Source organism: Burkholderia cenocepacia, assembly GCF_014211915.1.
Lineage (GTDB): Bacteria > Pseudomonadota > Gammaproteobacteria > Burkholderiales > Burkholderiaceae > Burkholderia > Burkholderia orbicola.
This window is the reverse complement of the sequence record NZ_CP060039.1, coordinates 2,761,132-2,785,206: the sequence shown is the minus strand read 5'-3', so window position 1 is coordinate 2,785,206 and position 24,075 is coordinate 2,761,132. Positions and strand designations below refer to the sequence as shown.

22 protein-coding genes and 1 pseudogene are annotated in these 24,075 nt (G+C 66.6%); 18 read left to right on the top strand and 5 right to left on the bottom strand.

The annotated features are described in order from the left end of the window. The first annotated feature begins 13 nt into the window (after positions 1 to 13). The 10 genes and pseudogenes from SY91_RS13225 to SY91_RS13180 all read left to right on the top strand — a co-directional run bounded on the left by SY91_RS13225 (position 14) and on the right by SY91_RS13180 (position 10,669). On the top strand, positions 14 to 1,210 hold the full coding sequence (locus SY91_RS13225) for a 1-deoxy-D-xylulose-5-phosphate reductoisomerase (protein ID WP_006478497.1): 1,197 nt from the start codon (positions 14 to 16) through the stop codon (positions 1,208 to 1,210). Positions 1,211 to 1,221: 11 nt separating this feature from the next. After that, positions 1,222 to 2,594, top strand: a pseudogene (gene rseP / locus SY91_RS13220) (RIP metalloprotease RseP). 61 nt (positions 2,595 to 2,655) lie between these two features. After that, a complete protein-coding gene (bamA, locus tag SY91_RS13215) occupies positions 2,656 to 4,965 on the top strand; it encodes an outer membrane protein assembly factor BamA (protein ID WP_006478499.1) in 2,310 nt (769 codons plus the stop codon). 64 nt (positions 4,966 to 5,029) lie between these two features. Next, the gene (locus SY91_RS13210; protein ID WP_011549544.1) at positions 5,030 to 5,527 is read left to right on the top strand and encodes an OmpH family outer membrane protein; all 498 of its coding nucleotides are present in this window, start codon (positions 5,030 to 5,032) and stop codon (positions 5,525 to 5,527) included. Positions 5,528 to 5,543: 16 nt separating this feature from the next. After that, positions 5,544 to 6,623, top strand: coding sequence for a UDP-3-O-(3-hydroxymyristoyl)glucosamine N-acyltransferase (lpxD, locus tag SY91_RS13205; protein ID WP_023477532.1), 1,080 nt, complete (start codon positions 5,544 to 5,546; stop codon positions 6,621 to 6,623). 129 nt (positions 6,624 to 6,752) lie between these two features. Next, a complete protein-coding gene (gene fabZ / locus SY91_RS13200; RefSeq protein ID WP_006495559.1) occupies positions 6,753 to 7,220 on the top strand; it encodes a 3-hydroxyacyl-ACP dehydratase FabZ in 468 nt (155 codons plus the stop codon). A gap of 67 nt (positions 7,221 to 7,287) precedes the next feature. After that, entirely contained in the window at positions 7,288 to 8,076 is a 789-nt protein-coding gene (lpxA, locus tag SY91_RS13195) for an acyl-ACP--UDP-N-acetylglucosamine O-acyltransferase (protein WP_023477531.1), read from the top strand. Positions 8,077 to 8,079: 3 nt separating this feature from the next. Continuing rightward, positions 8,080 to 9,249 carry a lipid-A-disaccharide synthase gene (lpxB, locus tag SY91_RS13190; protein ID WP_043888491.1) on the top strand — a complete coding sequence of 390 codons (1,170 nt, stop codon included), beginning with the start codon at positions 8,080 to 8,082 and terminating at the stop codon, positions 9,247 to 9,249. Beyond that, positions 9,246 to 9,890: a ribonuclease HII gene (gene rnhB, locus SY91_RS13185; protein WP_006478505.1), complete on the top strand. Its 645-nt coding sequence runs from the start codon at positions 9,246 to 9,248 to the stop codon at positions 9,888 to 9,890. The genes lpxB and rnhB overlap by 4 nt, the downstream gene beginning before the upstream one ends. After that, positions 9,887 to 10,669: a TrmH family RNA methyltransferase gene (locus SY91_RS13180; protein WP_006478506.1), complete on the top strand. Its 783-nt coding sequence runs from the start codon at positions 9,887 to 9,889 to the stop codon at positions 10,667 to 10,669. The genes rnhB and SY91_RS13180 overlap by 4 nt, the downstream gene beginning before the upstream one ends. Positions 10,670 to 10,769: 100 nt before the next feature. Here SY91_RS13180 and SY91_RS13175 read toward each other — a convergent pair whose 3' ends face one another. Next, positions 10,770 to 11,585 (bottom strand): pyruvate, water dikinase regulatory protein, encoded by an 816-nt coding sequence (locus tag SY91_RS13175; RefSeq protein WP_011549549.1) that lies wholly within the window; start codon positions 11,583 to 11,585, stop codon positions 10,770 to 10,772. Positions 11,586 to 11,961: 376 nt separating this feature from the next. On the opposite strand from SY91_RS13175, the gene ppsA reads away from it, so the two are divergent. From ppsA to SY91_RS13160, 3 genes are all read left to right on the top strand, one after another. Continuing rightward, positions 11,962 to 14,364: a phosphoenolpyruvate synthase gene (ppsA, locus tag SY91_RS13170; RefSeq protein WP_006478508.1), complete on the top strand. Its 2,403-nt coding sequence runs from the start codon at positions 11,962 to 11,964 to the stop codon at positions 14,362 to 14,364. 289 nt (positions 14,365 to 14,653) lie between these two features. Then, entirely contained in the window at positions 14,654 to 15,088 is a 435-nt protein-coding gene (locus SY91_RS13165; protein WP_043888490.1) for an NfeD family protein, read from the top strand. 36 nt (positions 15,089 to 15,124) lie between these two features. Beyond that, a complete protein-coding gene (locus SY91_RS13160) occupies positions 15,125 to 16,060 on the top strand; it encodes an SPFH domain-containing protein (protein ID WP_023477526.1) in 936 nt (311 codons plus the stop codon). Positions 16,061 to 16,209: 149 nt separating this feature from the next. On the opposite strand, the gene smpB is transcribed toward SY91_RS13160, so the two are convergent. Beyond that, positions 16,210 to 16,656: an SsrA-binding protein SmpB gene (gene smpB, locus SY91_RS13155; protein WP_006478511.1), complete on the bottom strand. Its 447-nt coding sequence runs from the start codon at positions 16,654 to 16,656 to the stop codon at positions 16,210 to 16,212. A 99-nt stretch (positions 16,657 to 16,755) separates the two neighbouring features. Between smpB and SY91_RS13150 the strand changes: the two genes are divergently transcribed. Together SY91_RS13150 and SY91_RS13145 are read left to right on the top strand one after the other, a co-directional pair. Further along, positions 16,756 to 17,193, top strand: coding sequence for a type II toxin-antitoxin system RatA family toxin (locus SY91_RS13150; protein ID WP_006478512.1), 438 nt, complete (start codon positions 16,756 to 16,758; stop codon positions 17,191 to 17,193). A gap of 4 nt (positions 17,194 to 17,197) precedes the next feature. Then, positions 17,198 to 17,521 carry an RnfH family protein gene (locus SY91_RS13145; protein WP_006478513.1) on the top strand — a complete coding sequence of 108 codons (324 nt, stop codon included), beginning with the start codon at positions 17,198 to 17,200 and terminating at the stop codon, positions 17,519 to 17,521. Between the two features lie 42 nt (positions 17,522 to 17,563). Here SY91_RS13145 and SY91_RS13140 read toward each other — a convergent pair whose 3' ends face one another. The 3 genes from SY91_RS13140 to SY91_RS13130 form a co-directional block, all read right to left on the bottom strand. Beyond that, positions 17,564 to 18,529: a DMT family transporter gene (locus tag SY91_RS13140; RefSeq protein ID WP_043888489.1), complete on the bottom strand. Its 966-nt coding sequence runs from the start codon at positions 18,527 to 18,529 to the stop codon at positions 17,564 to 17,566. Positions 18,530 to 18,650: 121 nt separating this feature from the next. Then, positions 18,651 to 19,337 carry a glutaminyl-peptide cyclotransferase gene (locus SY91_RS13135; protein ID WP_043888494.1) on the bottom strand — a complete coding sequence of 229 codons (687 nt, stop codon included), beginning with the start codon at positions 19,335 to 19,337 and terminating at the stop codon, positions 18,651 to 18,653. A gap of 31 nt (positions 19,338 to 19,368) precedes the next feature. After that, the gene (locus SY91_RS13130; protein WP_105797727.1) at positions 19,369 to 20,589 is read right to left on the bottom strand and encodes a helix-turn-helix domain-containing protein; all 1,221 of its coding nucleotides are present in this window, start codon (positions 20,587 to 20,589) and stop codon (positions 19,369 to 19,371) included. 114 nt (positions 20,590 to 20,703) lie between these two features. On the opposite strand from SY91_RS13130, the gene SY91_RS13125 reads away from it, so the two are divergent. From SY91_RS13125 to guaB, 3 genes are all read left to right on the top strand, one after another. Beyond that, positions 20,704 to 21,468 (top strand): DUF899 domain-containing protein, encoded by a 765-nt coding sequence (locus tag SY91_RS13125; RefSeq protein ID WP_023478168.1) that lies wholly within the window; start codon positions 20,704 to 20,706, stop codon positions 21,466 to 21,468. A gap of 28 nt (positions 21,469 to 21,496) precedes the next feature. Then, positions 21,497 to 22,330, top strand: a complete 834-nt coding sequence (locus SY91_RS13120) for a DUF2182 domain-containing protein (protein WP_043888745.1) — start codon at positions 21,497 to 21,499, stop codon at positions 22,328 to 22,330. Positions 22,331 to 22,610: 280 nt separating this feature from the next. Continuing rightward, complete coding sequence (gene guaB, locus SY91_RS13115; protein ID WP_006478519.1) at positions 22,611 to 24,071, top strand: IMP dehydrogenase; 1,461 nt, start codon at positions 22,611 to 22,613, stop codon at positions 24,069 to 24,071. Positions 24,072 to 24,075 lie beyond the last annotated feature (4 nt).

The window sequence follows — 24,075 nt, the reverse complement described above, 5'->3', positions numbered from 1 at the left end:
CATTATTCCTGTTATGCAAAAACGTCTGACATTGCTCGGTTCCACGGGCTCGATCGGAGACAGCACGCTCGACGTGGTCGCGCGCCATCCCGAGCGCTTCTCGGTCTACGCGCTGACCGCGCACCGCAACGGCGACAAGCTCGTCGAGCAGTGTCTGCGCTTCGCGCCTGAGGTGGCGGTGGTCGGCGATGCCGCAACCGCCGCGCACGTCGACGCGAAACTGCGCGCGGCGGGCAGCAAGACGGTCGTGCTGCACGGGCCGCAGGCGCTCGTCGACGTGTCGAAGAGCGACGGCTGCGACACGGTGGTCGCGGCGATCGTCGGCGCGGCCGGCCTCGCGCCGAGCCTGGCGGCCGCACGCGCCGGCAAGCGGATCCTGCTCGCGAACAAGGAAGCGCTCGTGATGTCGGGCGCGATCTTCATGGACGCCGTGCGCGACCATGGCGCGATCCTGCTGCCGGTCGACAGCGAACACAACGCGATCTTCCAGTGCATGCCGCGCGACGCGGCCGAGCACGGCGGGATCTCGAAGATCATCCTGACCGCGTCGGGCGGGCCGTTCCGCACGCGCGAGCCGGCCACGCTCGTCGACGTGACGCCGGACGAGGCATGCAAGCACCCGAACTGGGTGATGGGCCGCAAGATCTCGGTCGATTCCGCGACGATGATGAACAAGGGCCTCGAGGTGATCGAGGCCCACTGGATCTTCGGGTTGCCGGGTGACCGGATCGACGTGCTGATCCATCCGCAGAGCGTGATCCATTCGCTCGTGTCGTACCGCGACGGCTCGGTGCTTGCGCAGCTCGGCAACCCCGACATGCGCACGCCGATCGCCCACGCGCTCGCATTCCCCGAGCGCGTCGACGCGGGCGTCGACCAGCTCGACCTCGCGCAGATCGCCCAGCTGTCGTTCGAGAGGCCCGATTACGCGCGCTTCCCGTGCCTCGCGCTCGCGCTGAAGGCACTCGAGGAAGGCGGTATCGCGAGCGCCGCATTGAACGCGGCGAACGAAGTGGCGGTCGAAGCATTTCTCGAGCGCCGGATCGGCTTCATGGCGATCGCGGCGACGGTCGACGCCGTGCTCAACACGCTGCCGAACCGCGCGCCCGACGGGCTCGACGACGTCCTCGCGGCGGATGCCGAGGCTCGCCGCCTCGCCGCCGCGATCATTGCGAAAGCGCCTGCGCCACGCGTGGAGCGTACTGTCTGAATGGGGTGCTCATGAACGTGCTGGTCGAACTGGTCGCGTTTGCGGTGGCGATCGGGGTACTGGTCGTCGTGCATGAGTGCGGACATTATCGCGTCGCGCGCTGGTGCGGCGTGAAGGTGCTGCGTTTCTCGATCGGCTTCGGCCAGCCCATCGCGCGCTGGGTCAGCCGCAGGACGGGCACCGAGTGGACGCTGTCCGTGCTGCCGCTCGGCGGCTACGTGAAGATGCTCGACGAGCGCGATCCGGGCCCGGGAGGCATTCCGCCCGAAGAGCTTGGTCAGGCATTCAATCGCCAGTCGGTCTACAAGCGCATCGCGATCGTCGCGGCCGGGCCGATTGCAAACTTCCTGCTGGCAATCGCACTGTTTTCCCTCGTATTCGCCACCGGCGTGACCGAGCCGACCGCGATCGTCGCGCCGCCGGCCGCCGGCACCGCAGCGGCCCGCGCGGGCTTCGACGGCAGCGAGACGGTCGTGTCGATCCGCAACGCGCAGGGCGGCGAGTCCGAGCCGGTGCGATCGTGGTCGGACCTGCGCTGGAAGCTGCTGTCGGCCGCGTTCGACCATCGCGAGGTCGTGCTCGGCGCGCGTGACGGCAACGCGACGTTCGACTTCCGTGTCGACCTCCGCAACGTGCCCGACAGCCAGCTCGACGACGACTTCATGGCCCATCTGGGCTTCGAGGCCGGCGGCGGCACGTTGTCGGTCGCGTCGGTGCAGCCGGGCAGCGCGGCGGAGCAGGCCGGCCTGAAGGTCGGCGACAAGCTGGTCGCGCTCGACGGCAAGCCGATCGGCGGCGCGGCGCGTTTCATCGATACGGTGAAGCACCATGCGGGCCAGCCGCTCGAGCTGCGGATCGAGCGCAATGGCGCCGCACAGACGGTGTCGATCGTGCCGCAGATGCAGCGTGACGACGAATCGGGGCAGCAGATCGGCCGTATCGGCGCGGCGCTGTCGATGCACGCGCCATCGGTGGACGTGCGCTACGGGCCGATCGAGAGCCTGCGGCTCGGCGCGCACCGCACGTGGGACATTTCCGTGTATTCGCTGAAGATGTTCGGGCGAATGATCACGGGCAACGCGTCGCTGAAGAACCTGTCCGGCCCGGTGACGATCGCCGACTACGCAGGCAAGAGCGCGCGGCTCGGTCCGTCGGCGTTCCTGTCGTTCCTCGCCCTTGTCAGCATTAGCCTTGGCGTCCTGAACTTGTTGCCGATTCCCGTTTTGGACGGGGGCATCTGTTATATTATGCGGTTGAAGCCGCGACCGGGAAAGCCGTCTCGGAGCGCTGGCAGCTGATTCTGCAAAGAGCCGGGTTGATCTGCATCGTCGCGTTGTCGGCGATCGCGCTGTTCAACGATCTGGCTCGGTTAATCCATTTCTGAAGCGTCAGGCGGCGGCCGCTGGCCAGCCGCCCGATTTGATGCAGCTAAATATTGGGGATGCATGTTGTTCAAACCTCATCGCTTTGTACCTAAGACAGTTGCAGCGGCCGCGCTCGCCGCGCACGGCCTCGCGGCGCATGCAGCGGCACCGTTCGTGGTGCAAGACATCAAGATCGAGGGGCTGCAGCGCGTCGAAGCGGGTTCGGTGTTCGCCTATCTGCCGATCAAGCAGGGCGATACCTTCACGGACGACAAGGCATCCGAAGCAATCCGCGCGTTGTACGCGACGGGCTTTTTCAACGACGTGCGTATCGCCACGCAGGGCAACGTCGTGATCGTGCAGGTGCAGGAGCGTCCGGCCATCGCGTCGATCGACTTCACCGGCACGAAGGAATTCGACAAGGACAACCTGACGAAGGCGCTGCGCGCGGTCGGCCTCGCCGATGGCCGCTACTACGACAAGGCGCTCGTCGACAAGGCGGAGCAGGAGCTCAAGCGCCAGTACCTGACGCGCGGCTTCTATGCGGCCGAGGTCAAGACGACGATCACGCCGGTCGACGCGAACCGCGTGTCGATCCTGTTCGCGGTGGCCGAAGGCCCGAGCGCGAAGATCCGTCAGATCAACTTCATCGGCAACAAGGCGTTCAGCACCAGCACGCTGCGCGACGAGATGCAGCTGTCGACGCCGAACTGGTTCTCCTGGTACACGAAGAACGACCTGTACTCGAAGGAAAAGCTCACGGGCGACCTCGAGGCCGTGCGCTCGTACTACCTGAACCGCGGCTACCTCGAGTTCAACATCGAGTCGACCCAGGTGTCGATCTCGCCGGACAAGAAGGACATGTACCTGACGGTCACGCTGCACGAAGGCGAGCCGTACACGGTGTCGGGCATCAAGCTGTCGGGCAACCTGCTCGATCGCGAGGCCGAACTCAACAAGCTGATCAAGATCAAGCCGGGCGACCGCTTCTCGGCCGAAAAGCTGCAGCAGACCACCAAGTCGATCGTCGACAAGCTCGGTGAATACGGCTACGCATTCGCGACCGTCAACGCGCAGCCGGACATCGACCAGGCGAACCACAAGGTGAACCTGAACCTCGTCGTCGATCCGAGCCGCCGCGTGTACGTGCGCCGCATCAACGTGGTCGGCAACACGCGCACGCGCGACGAAGTGGTGCGCCGCGAAATGCGTCAGCTCGAAAGCTCGTGGTTCGACTCGAACCGCCTCGCGCTGTCGAAGGACCGCGTGAACCGCCTCGGCTACTTCACCAACGTCGACGTGACGACGGTGCCGGTCGAAGGCACGAACGACCAGGTCGACGTGAACGTGAAGGTCGACGAAAAGCCGACCGGCGCGATCACGCTGGGTGCCGGCTTCTCGTCGACGGACAAGGTCGTGCTGTCGGCCGGCGTGTCGCAGGACAACGTGTTCGGTTCGGGCACGAGCCTGTCGGTGAACGTCAACACCGCGAAGAGCTACCGCACGCTGACCGTCACGCAGGTCGACCCGTACTTCACGGTCGACGGCATCAAGCGGATCACCGACGTCTTCTACCGCACGTACCAGCCGCTCTACTATTCGACGAGCTCGAGCTTCCGGATCATCAGCGCGGGCGGCAACCTGAAGTTCGGCATTCCGTTCTCGGAAGTCGACACCGTCTACTTCGGCGCGGGCTTCGAGCAGAACCGCCTGGACGTCGATTCGAACACGCCGCAGAGCTACCAGGATTACGTGAACGAGTTCGGCCGCGTGTCGAACACGGTGCCGCTGACGGTCGCATGGTCGCGCGACGCGCGTGACAGCGCGCTGATCCCGAGCCGCGGCTACTTCACGCAGGCGAACATGGAGTACGGCGTGCCGGTCGGCAAGATCCAGTACTACAAGGCCGACCTGCAGGCGCAGTACTACTATTCGTTCTCGCGCGGCTTCATCCTGGGCCTGAACCTGCAAGGCGGCTACGGTAACGGTATCGGCAACCCGTACCCGATCTTCAAGAACTACTACGCGGGCGGTATCGGCTCCGTGCGTGGCTACGAGCCGAGCTCGCTGGGCCCGCGCGACACGAAGACGAACGATCCGATCGGCGGTTCGAAGATGCTGGTCGGCAACATCGAGCTGACGTTCCCGCTGCCGGGCACGGGTTACGACCGCACGCTGCGCGTGTTCACGTTCCTCGACGGCGGTAACGTGTGGGGCAATGCGCCGGGCGGCACGAGTACGGGCGCCAACGGCCTGCGTTACGGCTACGGTGTGGGTCTCGCGTGGATCTCGCCGATCGGCCCGCTGAAGCTGAGCCTCGGCTTCCCGCTGCAGAAGCACGAAGGCGACCAGTACCAGAAATTCCAGTTCCAGATCGGGACGGCGTTCTGACCGAACGCATGACAACAGCAACGAGAGGGTAATTTTGCTAACCGGTAAGTTTTCGAAACGAGTGATGTGCGCGCTGACCGTTGCGCTGGCCCTGGGCGCGGCAACGGTGCACGCACAGGACGTCGCCCGCATCGCGGCGGTCAATTCGGATCGGATCCTGCGCGAGTCGGCGCCCGCCAAGGCGGCGCAGACGAAGCTCGAAGCCGAGTTCGCGAAGCGTGACAAGGATCTGCAGGACCTGGCGGCGCGTCTGAAGTCGATGTCCGATTCGCTGGACAAGAACGGCGCGTCGCTGTCGGCGGCTGATCGCGCGCAGAAGCAGCGCGACCTGGCGCAGCTCGACACCGACTTCCAGCGCAAGCAGCGCGAGTTCCGCGAAGACCTGAACCAGCGTCGCAACGAAGAGCTGGCGGCCGTGCTGGAAAAGGCGAACAAGGTCATCAAGCAGATCGCGGAGCAGCAGAATTACGACCTGATCGTGCAGGAAGCCGTGTACGTCAGCCCGCGCATCGACATCACCGACAAGGTGCTCAAGGCGCTCGCGTCCGGCTCGACGAACTGAACGGAGCAGACGACGAATGGCATTGACGCTTGAGGAACTCGTAAAACGGTTCGGCGGCGAGATCGCCGGCGACGCACAGTGCAAGGTGGGCGGGCTCGCACCGCTCGACCAGGCGGGCCCTCAGCAGCTCGCGTTCCTCGCGAACCCGAAGTACCTGTCGCAGGTCGAGTCGACCCGCGCCGGTGCGGTCCTGATCGCACCGAAGGATCTGGAAAAGCTGGGTGCGGCCGCTCAAGGCCGCAACTTCATCGTGACGCCGAATCCGTACGCGTACTTCGCGCGCGTCGCGCAGATGTTCATCGACCTCGCCACGCCGCCGCGCGCGGCCGGCGTGCATCCGAGCGCGACGATCGATCCGGCCGCGAAGGTCGCCGCGACCGCGGTGATCGGCCCGCACGTGACGATCGAGGCCGGCGCGGTGATCGAAGACGGCGTGCAGCTCGACGCGAACGTGTTCGTCGGCCGCGGCACGACGATCGGCGCCGGCTCGCACTTTTATCCGAACGCATCGGTGTACCACGGCTGCAAGGTCGGCCCGCGCGCGATCGTCCATGCGGGCGCCGTGATCGGCTCCGACGGCTTCGGCTTCGCACCGGATTTCGTCGGCGACGGCGACGCGCGTACCGGCAGCTGGGTCAAGATCCCGCAGGTCGGCGGCGTGACGATCGGCCCGGACGTCGAAATCGGCGCGAACACGACGATCGATCGCGGCGCGATGGCGGATACCGTCATCGAGGAATGCGTGAAGATCGACAACCAGGTCCAGATCGGCCACAACTGCCGGATCGGTGCGTACACGGTGATCGCCGGCAGCGCCGGCATCGCGGGCAGCACGACGATCGGCCGCCACTGCATGATCGGCGGCGCGGCCGGGATCGCCGGCCACGTGACGCTCGGCGACTATGTGATCATCACCGCGAAGTCGGGCGTATCGAAGTCGCTGCCGAAGGCCGGCATCTATACCAGCGCGTTTCCGGCCGTCGACCACGGCGAATGGAACAAGAGCGCCGCGCTCGTGCGCAACCTCGACAAGCTGCGCGAGCGCATCAAGGCGCTCGAAGCCGCGCTCGCCGCCCAGGGCGGCACCGACGCCTGAGCGCATCATGCGAGACCACGAACCGGGCACGGCCAGCGCAACCGGCCCGGTTTGCCAGACGGGGCCGCGCGGCGGCCCGCTTCAGCCTTTGCATCACCACCGCGCAGCCTCTGCGTGAGACGAACCATCATGAGCACTGAAAAAATCAATCTCGACATCCACAAGATCCTCACGCTGCTGCCGCATCGCTACCCGATTCTGCTCGTCGATCGCGTGCTCGAACTCGAGCCGCACAAAGGGATCAAAGCGCTGAAGAACGTGTCGATCAACGAGCCGTTCTTCCAGGGGCATTTCCCGAAGCGGCCGGTGATGCCGGGTGTGCTGATCCTCGAGGCGCTCGCCCAGGCCGCGGCGCTGCTGACGTTCGCGGAAGAGCAGCCGAAGGATCCGGAGAACACGCTGTATTACTTCGTCGGGATCGACGGCGCGCGCTTCAAGCGCGTGGTCGAACCGGGCGACCAGCTGATCCTGAACGTGACGTTCGAGCGCTACATCCGCGGCATCTGGAAGTTCAAGGCGGTGGCGGAAGTGGACGGCAAGGTGGCGGCGGAAGCCGAACTGATGTGCACGGTCAAGACGGCCGACGCGGCGCCCTGAGCGACGCGGCACGCATGGGTAACATCACGCGAACAACGCGACACATCATATCGAGAGGCAACGGCGCATGACCAGGATTCATCCTACCGCGATCGTCGAGCCGGGCGCGCAGATCGACGAATCGGTCGAGATCGGCCCGTACGCGATCGTCGGCCCGCACGTCACGATCGGCGCGCGCACGACGATCGGCTCGCACAGCGTGATCGAAGGCCATACGACGCTCGGCGAGGACAACCGCATCGGCCATTACGCGTCGGTCGGCGGCCGTCCGCAGGACATGAAGTACAAGGACGAGCCGACGAAGCTCGTGATCGGCAACCGCAACACGATCCGCGAATTCACGACGATTCACACGGGCACCGTGCAGGACGTCGGCGTGACGACGCTCGGCGACGACAACTGGATCATGGCCTACGTGCACATCGGCCACGACTGCCGCGTCGGCAACAACGTGATCCTGTCGAGCAACGCGCAGATGGCCGGTCATGTCGAGATCGGCGACTTCGCGATCATCGGCGGGATGTCGGGCGTGCACCAGTTCGTGCGCATCGGCGCGCACTCGATGCTGGGCGGCGCGTCGGCGCTCGTGCAGGACATCCCCCCGTTCGTGATCGCAGCCGGCAACAAGGCCGAGCCGCACGGGATCAACGTCGAAGGGCTGCGCCGGCGCGGCTTTTCGGCCGATGCGATCTCGGCGCTGCGCAGCGCGTACCGCGTGCTGTACAAGAACGGCCTGTCGCTGGAAGAAGCGAAGGTGCAACTGCGCGAACTCGCGGAAGCGGCCGGCGACGGCGATGCACCGGTGACGGCGCTCGTCGAGTTCATCGACGCGTCGCAACGCGGCATCATCCGCTAAGCGATGCCGCTCCCGACCAATCAGCTGCGACTCGCGATGGTGGCCGGCGAGCCGTCGGGCGACCTGCTCGCGGCGTCGCTGCTCGGCGGGCTGCGCGAGCGGCTGCCCGAATCGGCCCAGTATTACGGGATCGGCGGGCAGCGCATGATCGCGCAGGGCTTCGACTCGCACTGGCAGATGGACAAGCTGACCGTGCGCGGCTATGTCGAGGCGCTGGGCCAGATTCCCGAGATCCTGCGGATTCGCGGCGAACTGAAGCGCCAACTGCTCGCCGAGCGGCCGGACGCGTTCATCGGCGTCGACGCACCCGATTTCAACTTCAACGTCGAGCAGGCCGCGCGCGACGCGGGCATTCCGTCGATCCACTTCGTGTGCCCGTCGATCTGGGCGTGGCGCGGCGGCCGCATCAAGAAGATCGCGAAGTCCGTCGACCACATGCTGTGCCTGTTCCCGTTCGAGCCGGCGATCCTCGACAAGGCCGGCGTCGCATCGACCTACGTCGGTCATCCGCTCGCCGACGAAATCCCGCTCGAACCCGACACGCACGGTGCGCGCATCGCGCTGGGTCTGCCGGCCGACGGCCCCGTGATCGCGGTGCTGCCGGGCAGCCGGCGCTCGGAGATCGCGCTGATCGGCCCGACGTTCTTCGCGGCGATGGCGTTGATGCAGCAGCGCGAACCCGGCGTGCGATTCGTGATGCCGGCCGCGACGCCCGCACTGCGCGAACTGCTGCAGCCGCTCGTCGACGCGCACCCGCAGCTCGCATTGACGATCACCGATGGCCGCTCGCAGGTCGCGATGACGGCCGCCGACGCGATCCTCGTGAAGAGCGGCACCGTCACGCTGGAAGCCGCGCTGCTGAAAAAGCCGATGGTGATCTCCTACAAGGTGCCCTGGCTGACCGGGCAGATCATGCGCCGGCAGGGCTACCTGCCGTATGTCGGCTTGCCGAACATCCTCGCGGGTCGCTTCGTCGTGCCCGAGCTGCTGCAGCATTTCGCGACGCCCGAGGCGCTCGCCGATGCGACGCTCACGCAGCTGCGCGACGACGCGAACCGCCGCACGCTCACCGAAGTGTTTACCGAAATGCATCTGTCGCTGCGGCAGAACACGGCCGCGAAGGCGGCCGAGGCCGTCGTGCGTGTGCTCGAACAACGCAAGGGGCGCGCATGACCGCGGTCCGTGCGCCACGCCGCCGCGCGTCGAGCGACGTGCAGGGCGGTTTCGACTTCAGCCGTCCGGACGAGATCGTCTGCGGCGTCGACGAAGCCGGCCGCGGCCCGCTCGCGGGGCCGGTAGTCGCCGCCGCGGTGATCCTCGATCCGGCGCAGCCGATCGACGGGCTCGACGATTCGAAAGTGCTGTCCGCGAAGAAGCGCGACGCGCTGTACGACCTGATCGTCACGCGTTCGCACGCGTATTGCGTCGCGTCGGCGAGTGTCGACGAGATCGATACGCTGAATATCCTGCACGCGACGATGCTCGCGATGAAGCGCGCCGTCGAAGGCTTGTCGGTACTGCCGACGCTCGCGCAGATCGACGGCAACCGCTGCCCGACGCTGAGCGTGCGTGCCGAGGCGATCGTCAGTGGCGACGCGCTCGTGCCGAGCATCTCGGCCGCGTCGATCCTCGCGAAGGTCACGCGCGACCGGATGCTGGTCGACCTGCACGAACGCTTCCCGGTGTACGGCTTCAACGTGCATGCGGGCTACGGCACCGCGAAACACCTTGCCGCACTCCGCGAGCACGGCCCGTGCGAAGCGCATCGGCGCTCGTTCGCGCCGGTTCGTGCGGCGCTTGACCTGATTCGATGAAAAGCATCACATCCCGCGACAATCCGCTGTACAAGCGCCTGAAGGCGCTCGCGGGTTCGACGCCCCATCAGCGCCGCAGCGGCCAGGCGCTGCTCGAAGGTTTCCACCTGGCAAGCGCGTACCTCGATACGGGCGCGACGCCCGAACTGTGCGTCACGACCGAAGGTGCGCTCGGCCTCGCCGAGGCGCAGGCGATCGTCGCACGCATCGACGCGCAGCGGATCGTCACGCTGCCCAACGCGCTGTTCGGGCAGTTGTCGAACGTCGTCAACGGCGTCGGTTTCCTGCTGCTGGTCGACCGGCCGGCGCACCCGCTGCCCGAACGCGTGACGCACACGTCGGTCGTGCTCGACGGCGTGCAGGATGCCGGCAACGTCGGCTCGATCCTGCGCAGCGCGGCGGCGGCCGGCGTGCGTCACGTGTTCTGCGCGCCGGGGACGGCCTATGCGTGGTCGTCGAAGGTGCTGCGCTCGGGCATGGGCGCGCATTTCCTGTTGTCGATCCATGAGGACGTCGAAGCTGAGGCGCTTGCCGAACGCCTCGACGTGCCGGTCGCGCTGACCGACTCGCACGGCGCGCAGGCGGTCTACGACTGCGACCTGTCGGGGCCCGTCGCCTGGGTGTTCGGCAACGAAGGTGCCGGCGTGTCGGCATTCTGGCGCGACGCGGCCACGCATCGCGTGACGATTCCGCAGCCGGGCGGGATGGAGTCGCTGAACGTCGCGGCGGCGGCGGCAGTGTGCCTGTTCGAGCAGGTGCGGCAGCAGCGACCGGCGTGACGCCGCGCGCGGTGCATGTGTCGTGAAACGAAACAAGGCCGCGTTTGACGCGGCCTTGCTGCTTTCGGCGACGGCCTGACGGCCGCCAGCGCTTCCGCGCTCAGTACGACTGCCGGTCGAGCCGGATTTCCTGCAGGATCGTCGTCGCGATTTCCTCGATCGACTTGTGCGTCGACGACAGCCACTTGATCCCTTCGCGGCGCATCATCGCTTCGGCCTCGTTGATCTCGTAGCGGCAGTTCTCGGGGGCCGCGTACTTGCTGCCCGGCCGGCGCTCGTTGCGGATCTCCGACAGGCGCTGCGGGTCGATCGACAGCCCGAACAGCTTCTCGCTGTACGGCGCCAGCGCCGACGGCAGCTTGCCGCGTTCGAAGTCTTCCGGAATCAGCGGATAGTTGGCCGCCTTCACGCCGTACTGCATCGCGAGATACAGGCTCGTCGGCGTCTTGCCGCTGCGCGACACGCCGACGAGGATCACGTCGGCCTCCGACAGGTTGCGATTTGACTGGCCGTCGTCGTGCGCGAGCGAGAAGTTGATCGCCTCGATCCGCGTCTTGTATTCCTCGGTGTCCGCGTTCTGATGGCCGCGGCCCATCGCGTGGCTCGACTTGAGCTCGAGTTCCTGCTCGAGCGGTTCGACGAAGCGCTGGAACATGTCGAGCACGAGCGCGTTCGAGCGTTTGACGATGTCGTTCGACTCGCTGTCGACGAGCGTCGTGAACACGATCGCGCGACGGCCGTCGTGCACGGCGGCTTCGTTGATCTTTTCGACGGTCGCATAGGCCTTGTCGAGCGAGTCGACGAACGGCACGCGCACGAGGCGGAATTTCTGGTCGAACTGGGAGAGGATCGAGTGCGCGAAGGTTTCGGCAGTGATCCCGGTGCCGTCGGAGACGATGAATACGGTAGGCAGCATGAATCTGGACGTCGAGCGTGAAGGGCAGTTGCGCGGGCGGCTGGAGGCGAGCCTCCAGACCCAGTGACAAGGTCGCGCCACATCCGGCAGCCGGCACGGTAGAATAGCGGCAACCTGTTGGATAAGCAATTGCGGGGGCAGGGCGCGAACGGCGCCCCGTGGCTGGGCCGCGCGATTCCGGAACTCCCGGCAAGTCTGGCGATTTGTCTGAAAATATCGCCCTTCTGCCGGGATTTTTGTAAATCGGGTCGGAAGATTTCCGCCGCTGCGAGTGTTTATCTAACAGGTTGCGCAAGACGCGCCGCGCCTTTTTGCAAGCGCCCGCGTTCGAGCCCACTTGCGCGATCGAGCATTTTTTTCACACTTAGGGGCTTGTATGACTAACGCAGCAAACGTCGCAAAGGACCAGGCGTATGTAATTCCGTTCGAGCAGTTGCGGATGACCGATGTGGAAATCGTGGGCGGCAAGAATGCGTCGCTCGGCGAGATGATCAGCCAGCTTTCCGAAGCAGGCGTTCGCGTACCCACCGGTTTCGCCACGACCGCGCTCGCATTCCGCGATTTCCTCAAGCACAACGACCTCACCGATCGCATCGCCAAGCGTCTCGAGTCGCTCGACATCGACGACGTGAAGGCGCTCGCCGAAGCCGGTGCCGAAATCCGTAAATGGATCGTCGACGCACCGCTGCAGCCGCGCCTCGAGCAGGAAATCCGCGCGCAGTTCGAAGTGCTGAAGAACGGCTCGCCGAGCGAGCTGTCGTTCGCGGTGCGCTCGTCCGCGACCGCGGAAGATCTGCCCGACGCCTCGTTCGCCGGCCAACAGGAGTCGTATCTGAACGTCGTCGGCATCGACGACGTGCTCGACCGCATGAAGCACGTGTTCGCGTCGCTGTACAATGACCGCGCGATCTCGTACCGCGTGCACAAGGGCTTCACGCACGCCGAAGTCGCGCTGTCGGCCGGTGTGCAGCGCATGGTCCGCTCGGACGTCGGCGCCGCCGGCGTGATGTTCACGATCGATACCGAATCGGGTTTCAAGGACGCCGTGTTCATCACGTCGAGCTACGGCCTGGGCGAAACCGTCGTGCAGGGCGCAGTGAACCCGGACGAGTTCTACGTGTTCAAGACGACGCTCGCGCAGGACAAGTACCCGATCATCCGCCGCTCGATCGGCTCGAAGCTGATCAAGATGGAATTCACGCAGCCGGGCGAGCCGGGCCGCGTGAAGACGGTCGATGTGCCGCACGAGCAGCGCAACCGCTACTCGATTACGGATGAAGACGTGATCGAGCTGGCGAAGTACGCGGTCATCATCGAGAAGCACTATCAGCGTCCGATGGACATCGAGTGGGGCAAGGACGGCCGCGACGGCAAGATCTTCATCCTGCAGGCACGTCCGGAAACGGTGAAGAGCCAGGCATCCGGCAAGGCAGAGCAGCGCTTCAAGCTGAAGGGTCAGTCGCAGGTGCTCGCGACGGGTCGTGCGATCGGCCAGAAGATCGGCGCGGGCCCCGTGCGCGTGATCCAGGATCCGTCGGAAATGGAACGCGTGCAGCCGGGCGACGTGCTGGTGGCCGACATGACCGACCCGAACTGGGAGCCGGTGATGAAGCGCGCGGCGGCGATCGTCACGAACCGTGGCGGCCGTACCTGCCACGCGGCGATCATCGCGCGTGAACTCGGCGTGCCGGCCGTCGTCGGCTGCGGCGATGCGACCGACATCCTGAAGGACGGCGCGCTCGTCACCGTGTCGTGCGCGGAAGGCGACGAAGGCAAGATCTACGACGGGCTGCTCGAGACGGAAGTCACGGAAGTGCAGCGCGGCGAACTGCCGGAAATCCCGGTCAAGATCATGATGAACGTCGGCAACCCGCAGCTCGCGTTCGACTTCTCGCAACTGCCGAACGGTGGTGTTGGCCTCGCGCGTCTCGAGTTCATCATCAACAACAACATCGGCGTGCACCCGAAGGCGATCCTCGAGTACCCGAACATCGACCAGGACCTGAAGAAGGCGGTCGAGAGCGTTGCGCGCGGTCACGCGTCGCCGCGTCAGTTCTACGTCGACAAGCTGACGGAGGGCGTCGCGACGATCGCGGCGGCGTTCTATCCGAAGCCGGTGATCGTGCGTCTGTCCGACTTCAAGTCGAACGAGTACAAGAAGCTGATCGGCGGTTCGCGTTACGAGCCGGACGAGGAAAACCCGATGCTGGGCTTCCGCGGCGCGTCGCGCTACATCGCCGAGGACTTCGCGCAGGCGTTCGAGATGGAATGCCGTGCACTGAAGCGCGTGCGTGACGAGATGGGCCTGACCAACGTCGAGATCATGGTGCCGTTCGTGCGGACCGTGAAGCAGGCGGAGCGCGTCGTCGGCCTGCTCGAGAAGTTCGGCCTGAAGCGTGGCGAAAACGGCCTGCGCCTTGTGATGATGTGCGAAGTCCCGACCAACGCGATCCTCGCCGAAGAGTTCCTGGAGCACTTCGACGGTTTCTCGATCGGCTCGAACGACCTCACGCAGCTCACGCTCGGCCTCGACCGTGATTCGGGCATGGAACTGCTGGCAGTCGACTTCGACGAGCGCGACCCGGCCGTCAAGTTCCTGCTGAAGCGTGCGATCGATACCTGCCGCAAGATGGGCAAGTACGTCGGGATCTGCGGCCAGGGCCCGTCCGATCACCCGGACTTCGCGCAATGGCTGACGGACGAAGGCATCGTGTCGATCTCGCTGAACCCCGACACGATCATCGATACGTGGCAGGCGCTCGCCGCCAACCGCAAGTAACGAGTCGTGATGCAACTTCGGCGAAAGGGCGGTCCGCCGCGCTTTCGTTGAAGGCAAAATGCAAGGTTCGTGCTATAAACACCCCGGTAAGCACCGGGGTGTTTTTTTCGTCGGTACTCGCCGGGCCGCCCCAAGAGTGCCGACCGCCCCGCGGGGGGCAGCGAACGCAGTGAGCGTGGGGTGGTTTTCCTTCGGTACTCGCCGGGCTGTCCAAGAGTACCGACCGCTTCGCACAGCCGCGAGCGCAGCGAATATAGTGAGCATCGGGGACGTTTTTCTGGAGACCACAATGATGTCGGGGCATCTGTTCTGGTGGGTCGGAGTCGGCGTGCTGGTCGTGGCCGAATTGCTGACCGGCACGTTCTATCTGTTGATGATCGCGCTCGGTTTTCTCGCCGGCGGGTTGTTGCAACTGGCTGGTTTCGCGCCGCACGTGCAGTTCGGCGCGGCGGCCGCGATCGCGATCGTCGCGATGATCGTGCTGCGCCGTTCGGGGCTCGGCCGCAAGCAGAAGCGCGACACGTCGACGAATCCCGACGTCAATCTCGATATCGGCTCGACCGTCACGGTCGACGCGTGGCGTGACGGCCGCGCGCGCGTGCAGTATCGCGGGGCCGATTGGGACGTCGAGCTCGCGCACGGCGAGCGCGACGATGCACGCGTGTACCAGGTGAGCGCCGTGCGCGGCAATTGCCTCGTGGTCGTGGCGAAACCCGCGGGCTGATCGTCCGCTGATACAACAACAAGGAGGAAATACTTCATGGATTCGCTGATCATCTGGGTTGTCCTGCTCGTCATCGCGATCGTGATCGTGTCGAAGACGGTGAAGATCGTGCCGCAGCAGCATGCATGGGTGCTCGAGCGCTTCGGGCGCTACCACGCGACGCTGTCGCCCGGTCTCAATATCGTGCTGCCGTTCGTCGATCGCATCGCGTACCGGCACGTGCTGAAGGAAATTCCGCTCGACGTGCCGAGCCAGGTCTGTATCACGCGCGACAACACGCAGTTGCAGGTCGACGGCGTGCTGTATTTCCAGGTGATGGACCCGATGAAGGCGTCGTACGGGTCGAGCAACTTCGTGCTCGCGATCACGCAGCTGTCGCAGACGATGCTGCGCTCGGTGATCGGCAAGCTCGAGCTCGACAAGACCTTCGAGGAGCGCGATTTCATCAACCACAGCATCGTGTCGGCGCTCGACGACGCTGCGGCGAACTGGGGCGTGAAAGTGCTGCGCTACGAGATCAAGGACCTGACGCCGCCGAAGGAGATCCTGCATGCGATGCAGGCGCAGATCACCGCGGAGCGCGAAAAGCGTGCGCTGATCGCCGCATCCGAAGGCCGCAAGCAGGAGCAGATCAACCTCGCGTCGGGGGCGCGCGAAGCCGCGATCCAGAAGTCGGAAGGCGAGCGGCAGGCCGCGATCAACCAGGCGCAGGGCGAAGCCGCCGCGATTCTGGCGGTGGCCGAGGCGAACGCGCAGGCGATCCAGAAAATCGCGAGCGCGATCCAGTCGCAAGGCGGGATGGACGCGGTGAACCTGAAGGTCGCCGAGCAGTATGTCGGTGCGTTCGCGAATCTCGCGAAGCAGGGCAATACGCTGATCGTGCCGTCGAACCTGTCAGATCTCGGCACCGCGATCTCGTCGGCGCTGACGATCGTCAAGAGCGCGGGCGTGGGGGCCGGCACGAAGGGCTGAGCCCAACATCGATGCGCACGCAGCTGCCGCGTGCGTATCGTCCTGCGGCGAATCGTCGCGCAGCCGCGACCGGCCGGCGCGATTCAGGCAGTCCAAAGCAACACGGCCCGCTTCGAGCGGGCCGTGTCGTTTGCGATGAACGCCGTGTGTCAGGTGCCGGCGCGCATGATGCGTGCCTTCTCGCGTTCCCAGTCGCGCTTCTTCTCGGTTTCGCGCTTGTCGTGCAGCTTCTTGCCCTTCGCGAGCGCGATGTCGCATTTCACGCGACCGCCCTTGTAGTGGAAGTTAAGCGGCACGAGCGTGTAGCCGCGCTGCTCGACCTTGCCGATCAGCTTCTTGATTTCCTCGCGGTGCAGCAGCAGCTTGCGCGTGCGAACCGGGTCGGGCTTGATGTGCGTCGAGGCTTCGGGCAGCGGGCTGATATGGGTCCCGATCAGGAAGATCTCGGCGTTCTTCACCACGACGTAGCCTTCCTTGATCTGGCCGCGTCCGGCGCGCAGCGCCTTGACTTCCCAGCCCTCCAGCACGAGCCCCGCCTCGTAGCGTTCCTCGATGTGATAATCGAAGTGCGCTTTCCTGTTGTCGATGATGCTCATGAAAGGATCGGGCCAACTCGTTTAAAATCACGATTTTAGCAAAGCGGGGCGCGTATCGCCCGGCTTGGCGTTCCCACTTTAAGCGATGCCGCGCGATTTATGGCAGATGTCCAGAAAACCGTATTGATCCGTCATTCGGCGGAACAGATGTTCGACCTCGTCACCGACGTGGCCGACTACCCCAATTTCCTGCCCTGGTGCGGCGGTGTCGAGGTTCGCCGTCAGGACGAGAGCGGGATGGAAGCGCGCATCGACATCAACTTCAAGGGTATCAAGCAGCATTTCGCGACCCGCAACACGCAGCAGCGTCCGACCCGGATCGACATGGAGTTCGCAGACGGGCCGTTCAAGAAGTTCACGGGTTCGTGGCGCTTCATCCCGCTGCGCGCCGATGCGTGCAAGATCGAATTCGCGCTGCACTACGAGTTTTCGAGCATCCTGCTCGAAAAGATCATCGGGCCGGTGTTCAGCCACATCGCGAACACGTTCGTCGATTCGTTCGTAAAGCGCGCCGATCAACGCTACGGGAAGGGGTGACGCGATGCTGTCGATCGAAGTCTGCTACGCGCTGCCGGACCGCCAGACGCTGATTCCGCTGTCGCTGCCCGAAGGGGCGACCGTGCGCTCGGCCATCGACGCGAGCGGCGTGCTCGCGCTGCATCCGGAGATCGATCTCGCACACGCGAAGACAGGCGTGTACGGCAAGCTCGCACCGCTCGACGCGCCGCTCGTCGATCACGACCGCGTCGAGATCTACCGTCCACTGATCGTCGATCCGAAGCTCGCGCGCCAGCGGCGCGTCGACAAGTCCCGCCGCGCCGGCTCGATCGAGGGCCGCAAGTGGATGCACAAGGACGCGCGCTGACGCGTCGTTCGCTCGGTTTGATCTGATCAAACGCCGCGGCGCTCAATGGGCCGCGGCGTTTGCGTTTGTCGATGCGCTGCCCGGTGTGTCGCCGTGCCGCCGCACCGAGCCGTATACGCCGGCGAGCAGCAGCACGAGCGCGGCGATTTCGAGCGCGTGCGGCATCCGCTGGTCGTACACGAACGCATACAGCATCGCGAACACGGTTTCGAACACGATCAGCTGGCCCGACAGCGTGAGCGGCAGCCGCTTCGACGCGGCATTCCACAGCCCGTTGCCGAGCCACGACGCGCCGATCGCGAGCACGAGGTTCAGCAGCCAGAACAACTGCCACCGCGATGCGGGGACGGCCGCCTGCACCGTGCCGGCCGGCAGCGCGAGGATCGCCATCCAGCAGAGCCCGCCGATCAACCCCGTCACGACACCCCACAGCACCGACCATTCGTTGCCGCCGAAGTGGTGATGGCGCTGCAGGTAGCGTGTGTTCGCCACCGCATACCAGGTCCAGCTCGCGAGCGCGCCCGCCGCGCACGCGATGCCCGCGAGCTTCTGGGCGAGCGTCGTGGCGTGCGCGGCTTCGGATGTAAACAGGTCGACGTTGATGCAGACGATACCCGCGATCACCAGCGCGAGCGGAGCGGCGAGCCGCCGCAGCGGCATCGCGCCATGGTCGCCGAGGCCCGCGAGCGTGACGGTCACGGGCAGCACGCCGACGATCAGCGAACTGGGCGCGATGCCGATCAGGTGCACGGCGCCGGACAGCAGCATGTAGTACGCGACGTTGCCGATGACGGCGAGCCTCACCAGCGCGACCAGATCCTTGCGGGTCAAGCGCACGAGCAGCGAGCGGGCGACCGGCAGTGCGGCCGCGAGCGACACGAGGCCGTACATCGTATAGCGGCCGGCGCTCAGCAGCAGCGGCGAGAAATCGGTCAGCAGCCGCGGAACGAGAAACACCATGCCCCACAGGGCGCCTGCCAGGACACCGTACACCACGCCGCGCTGCATCGACCGCTCCGAACGAATGACTGAAGTGCGCGCATCTTAGCGATGTCGTCGCGGCGGCGTCTTGTTCATTCCTGCACTCGGGGCACGGCAGCGCGTTCGGGCAGCGTGGGCACGCGGTGGATCAGCCGTCTGCCGGATCGGGTATCACGTCCGTGCCGTCGGTGGCGGTACGCGTGCGCGCCGGGCGGCGCACGGCACGCAGCTTGCCGCTGTTGCCACCGCCGCAGTAGAAGCGGTCGTGGCCGTCGGATTCGAGCCCCGACACGCCGACGCCGGCCGGCATGTCGATCTGCTCGAGCACCTCGCCCGTGTGCGGATCGATGCGTCGCAGGTCGCTCTGGTCGGCTTCCCACGTGCCGTGCCACAGCTCGCCGTCGACCCACGTCACGCCGGTGACGAAGCGGTTCGATTCGATCGTGCGCAGCACGGCGCCCGACTGCGGGTCCACCTGATGAATCTTGCGTTCGCTGTACTGGCCGACCCACAGCGTGCCTTCCGCCCACGCGAGCCCCGAATCGGCGCCGCCGCCGGGCGCCGGGATCGTCGCGAGCACGCGACCCGATTCGGGGTCGATCTTCTCGATGCGGTCCTCGACGATCTGGAACAGGTGGCGGCCGTCGAACGCGGTGCCCGCGTGCGCGGCGACGTCGAGCGAGCGGACGGTTGTGCCGCGCTCGGGGTCGAGCGCATTCAGCTTGTCGCCGGATGCGTACCACACGTGCTGCCCGTCGAACGTGACGCCGTGCACGCCGTCGACGCCCGGGAACGGGCCGTACTCGTGAAGGATCTCTGCGGTGGAGCGTTTCATGTTCGTCACCTCGTCGTTCGATGGGGCCATCCTAATCGCCCGGTAGCGCAACCGGGAGTAACAAGGTCGTCGCGAATCCGGGCAGCGGCGGCGTCATCCAGCGGCGCGCGCGTCCGCGGCCGAGCGCCTGCACCTTGCCGGTTTCCGCGAGCGCGTCGAGCGCACGCTGCACGGTGCGTTGGCTGGCGCCGAGCGCGAGCGCCAGCGCGGAGCTCGACCACGCTTCGCCGTCGGCGAGGAGTGCGAGCACGGCCGCATGGCGATCGTCGACCGGGCGCGCGAGGACGACGGTTTCGCGCACGCCGAGCGGTTCGAGCGCGAAGCCGCGCGGCGTCGCGACGACGTTCGCGAGCGGACGCAGCACCGCACGCAGTCGGCCGATCTCGACACGCAGCCGCGCACGATGCGATTCGTCGGCCTGTTTCGCACGGAACGCGGCGGCGACGAGCGCGTTTCTCGATACGTCGGCCGGCCACGCTTCGCCCAGCGCACGGGCGAGCACGAAGAGCACCGGACGCCGCGCGAGCGACACGGTCGTGCGCGCATCGCGCACCGTGTGGCGGCACGCGTCGACGACGAGCGCATTCGACTCGAACAGCGTCTCCACTTCGTCGAGCGGTACGAGCCGCGACGTGCCGCGCGCGATGAGCCGGGCGGCCGGTGCGTCGAGCACGCGCGCCGCGGTATCGACCTCGGCCGTCAGCGCGGCGATGCCGGCGGCGTGGGCGGCTGTCCGCGCACGGTCGAGCGCCGCGCGGGCCGCGTGCGTGCGGAGGCGGCGCATCGCGATGCCGGCCGCGATCAATTCATGGGTGGCGCGTGACGCGGGCGGCAGCGGCACGGGATCGAGATGCGCAAGCAGCCGTTCTGCCTCGTCGAGCTGACCGATCAGCAGCAACCGGCGTACACCGAGATAGCGGGCATGCGCGGCGTTCGCGCGGTCGCCGTGCGCGTCGAGCGTCGCGCAGGCCGCATCGAGCGCACGCGTCGGCCAGCGCAGGTCGCGCGACGCGAGCGCGATCTCGGCTTCCGCGACGACGCAGCGCGCCCGCGCGACCGCTTCCTTCGCACCGAATGCGCGTGCGGCGGCGCGCACGAGCGCGCGCGCCCGGTCGAAATCGCCGAGCTGCGCCAGCGCGATGCCGCGCAGCGCGAGCGCCGGCGCATCGTCGCGCAGCGCGACGCGGTTCAGCGCGCCGAGCGCGTCACCGGTCGCGAGCGCGCGCGCGGCCGCCGTGATCAGCGAATCCATCCGAATCCCGACACACTTGTCACTCCCTCCGGTCCGATGCACGCCACTAATCTAGCACCACGCACACGGCCTCGGACGCCGTGCCCGGATACCCATCGAAAGGAGGAACCCGCAATGACGACCCATCTCACCGGAACCCGCGACGAATGGCTGGCCGAACGTCGCGTGCTGCTCGACGCGGAAAAGGCGCTGACGCGGCAAAGCGACGAACTCGCGCGGCGGCGCCAGGCGCTGCCGTGGGTGCGCGTCGACAAGACCTACCGGTTCGATACCGAGGAAGGGCAGGCGACGCTCGACGACCTGTTTCGCGGCCGTTCGCAATTGCTCGTCTATCACTTCATGTTCGGCCCCGACTACAAGGCGGGCTGCCCGTCGTGCTCGGCGCTCGCCGACGGCTTCGACGGTTTTGCCGTGCATCTGGCCCATCACGACGTGACGCTCGCGGCCGTGTCACGCGCGCCGCTCGCGAAACTGCTCGCGTACCGGCAGCGAATGGGGTGGACGTTCCCGTGGGCGTCGTCGGTCGGCAGCGATTTCAACTTCGACTTCAACGTGTCGTTCACCGAAACGCAGCAGCGCGCGGGCGACGTCGAATACAACTATGCGCGGGCCGGCCATGCGATGGACATGGATCCGCCGCCGGCGCCCGTCGTGCAGTTCGCGGCCACCTGCGGCACCGACGCGCGCACGTATTCGCTCGACCGGCCGGGGATGAGCGCGTTCGTGCGCGAGGACGGCGCCGTCTATCACACGTATTCGACCTACGCGCGCGGCCTCGACGGGCTGTGGGGGATGTACCAGTGGCTCGATCGCGCGCCGCGCGGACGCAACGAGGCCGGCCCGTGGTGGCGCCGTCACGACGAGTACGCGCGCGGCTGAGCGCGGTGGCCACGGGTGGGAGCACGCGATGACACGAACGACGACCGGGCCGAAAGCCGGGCCGATAACCGGCGAGACGGCCCTCGATCCGCGGGCATTCGGCGTGGCGGTCGCGGCCGTGTTTGCGGTCGCCGTGGTGGCGACGCTGGCGCAGCATGCGTCGATGGCCGCGATGGGTGGCGAACCGATGCCCGGCGGCTGGATGGCCTCGGCCGCCTGGCTGCGGCCGTGCGGGCGAGGCGGCGGGCGCGCATTCGCGACGTTCGCCGGAATGTGGGGCGCGATGACGGTGACGATGATGCTGCCCGTGCTCGCGCCGCAGCTCTGGCATTACCGGCGGCGCATCGGCCCGCAGGCGGCAGCGCGGTCGGCCTGGCTCGTCGTCGTCGCGGGGGCGGGATATTTCTCGGTCTGGATGGCGCTCGGCGCGCTCGTGTTTCCGGCCGGCGCCGTAATGACGACGGCCGCCGGCCGTCTGCCGGCGCTCGCCCGGGCGATGCCGTTCGTGTCCGGCGCCGTCGTGCTGGCCGCGGGCGCATTGCAATTCTCCGGGTGGAAGGCGCGCCGGCTCGCGTGCTGCCGGCATGCGGAGGCGCACGATGTGCATCGGCCACGGGCGGCGGCCGTCACGGCATGGCGGTACGGCATGCGCGCCGCGATCCGGTGCTGCGCGTGTTGCGGGAACCTGATGGTGGTCGCATTGGCGGCCGGCATGATGGATCTGCGTGTGATGGCCGCCGTGACGGTCGCGATCGCCGCCGAACGCGTTGTGCCGGCCGGCGGGCGCGTCGCGCGGACCGTCGGTTGCGGGGTGGTGGCGGGCGGCATGGCGATGATCGCCCGTGCGGCCGGGCTGGCGTGAGGCAGGGCTGGCAAGCCGCTTCGGCGGGTCGCCGGGCCGTGCGCGCGGCCGCCGCCGTCGCGGCCGTGTGGCCCCGCCGCGACACGGGCACATGCCGCCCGGCCGCCGGTTGCGCGAATGGCTCGATGCGGCGGTGAAACGAAAGACGATCGAAAACGAACCGAACGGCGATCCGAACGATTCGGCCCCCGAACGGCCGAAACCGGCTAAGCCGTTGTTCGTGTTGTGAAAATTCACGGCGCTTCGCGTATAATTCGCTTTTGCGCCCATAGGATTTGCCATGCGTCTGATCCAAAAAGCACTCACTTTCGATGACGTGCTCCTCGTTCCCGCCTTCTCCGACGTTCTCCCGCGCGACACCAGCCTCAAGACCAAGCTGACCCGCAACATCTCCTTGAACATGCCGCTCGTGTCCGCCGCGATGGACACGGTCACCGAAGGTCGCCTCGCGATCGCGATGGCCCAGCAGGGTGGCGTCGGTATCGTCCACAAGAACCTCACGCCGGCCGAACAGGCCCGCGAAGTCGCGAAGGTCAAGCGTTTCGAGTCGGGCGTCGTCCGCGACCCGATCACGGTGCCCCCGCAAATGAAGGTGCGCGACGTGATCGCGCTGTCGCGCCAGCATGGCATCTCGGGTTTCCCGGTCGTCGAAGGCCCGCAGCTCGTCGGCATCGTCACGAACCGCGACCTGCGTTTCGAAACGCGCCTCGACGAGCCGGTCAAGTCGATCATGACGCCGCGCGAGCGCCTCGTCACGGTCAAGGAAGGCACGCCGCTCGCCGAAGCGAAGGCGCTGATGCACAGCCACCGCCTCGAGCGCGTGCTGGTCGTCAACGACGCGTTCGAACTGCGCGGCCTGATGACCGTCAAGGACATCACGAAGCAGACCGAGCACCCGGACGCGTGCAAGGACGAACACGGCAAGCTGCGCGCAGGCGCGGCGGTCGGCGTCGGTCCGGACAACGAAGAGCGTGTCGAGCTGCTGGTGCAGGCCGGCGTCGACGTGATCGTCGTCGATACCGCGCACGGTCACAGCAAGGGCGTGCTCGAGCGCGTGCGCTGGGTCAAGCAGAACTTCCCGCACGTCGAGGTGATCGGCGGCAACATCGCGACGGCCGCCGCCGCGAAGGCGCTGATCGAATACGGCGCGGACGCGGTCAAGGTCGGTATCGGCCCGGGTTCGATCTGCACGACGCGGATCGTCGCGGGTGTCGGCGTGCCGCAGATCAGCGCGATCGCGAACGTGTCGGAAGCGCTGAAGGGCACCGGCGTGCCGTGCATCGCGGACGGCGGCGTGCGCTTCTCGGGCGACGTGTCGAAGGCCCTCGCGGCCGGCGCGAACGCGGTGATGATGGGGAGCATGTTCGCGGGCACCGAAGAGGCGCCGGGCGACGTGTTCCTGTACCAGGGCCGCCAGTACAAGTCGTACCGCGGCATGGGCTCGGTCGGCGCGATGAAGGACGGCGCGGCTGACCGCTACTTCCAGGACAACTCGGCGAACATCGACAAGCTCGTGCCGGAAGGTATCGAAGGCCGTGTCGCTTACAAGGGTTCGGTCAACGCGATCCTGTTCCAGCTGGTCGGCGGCGTGCGCGCGAGCATGGGCTACTGCGGTTGCAAGACGATCGACGAGCTGCACGAGAAGGCCGAATTCGTCCAGATCACCGCGGCGGGCATGCGCGAGTCGCACGTGCACGACGTGCAGATCACGAAGGAAGCGCCGAACTACCACGTGGACTGATCGC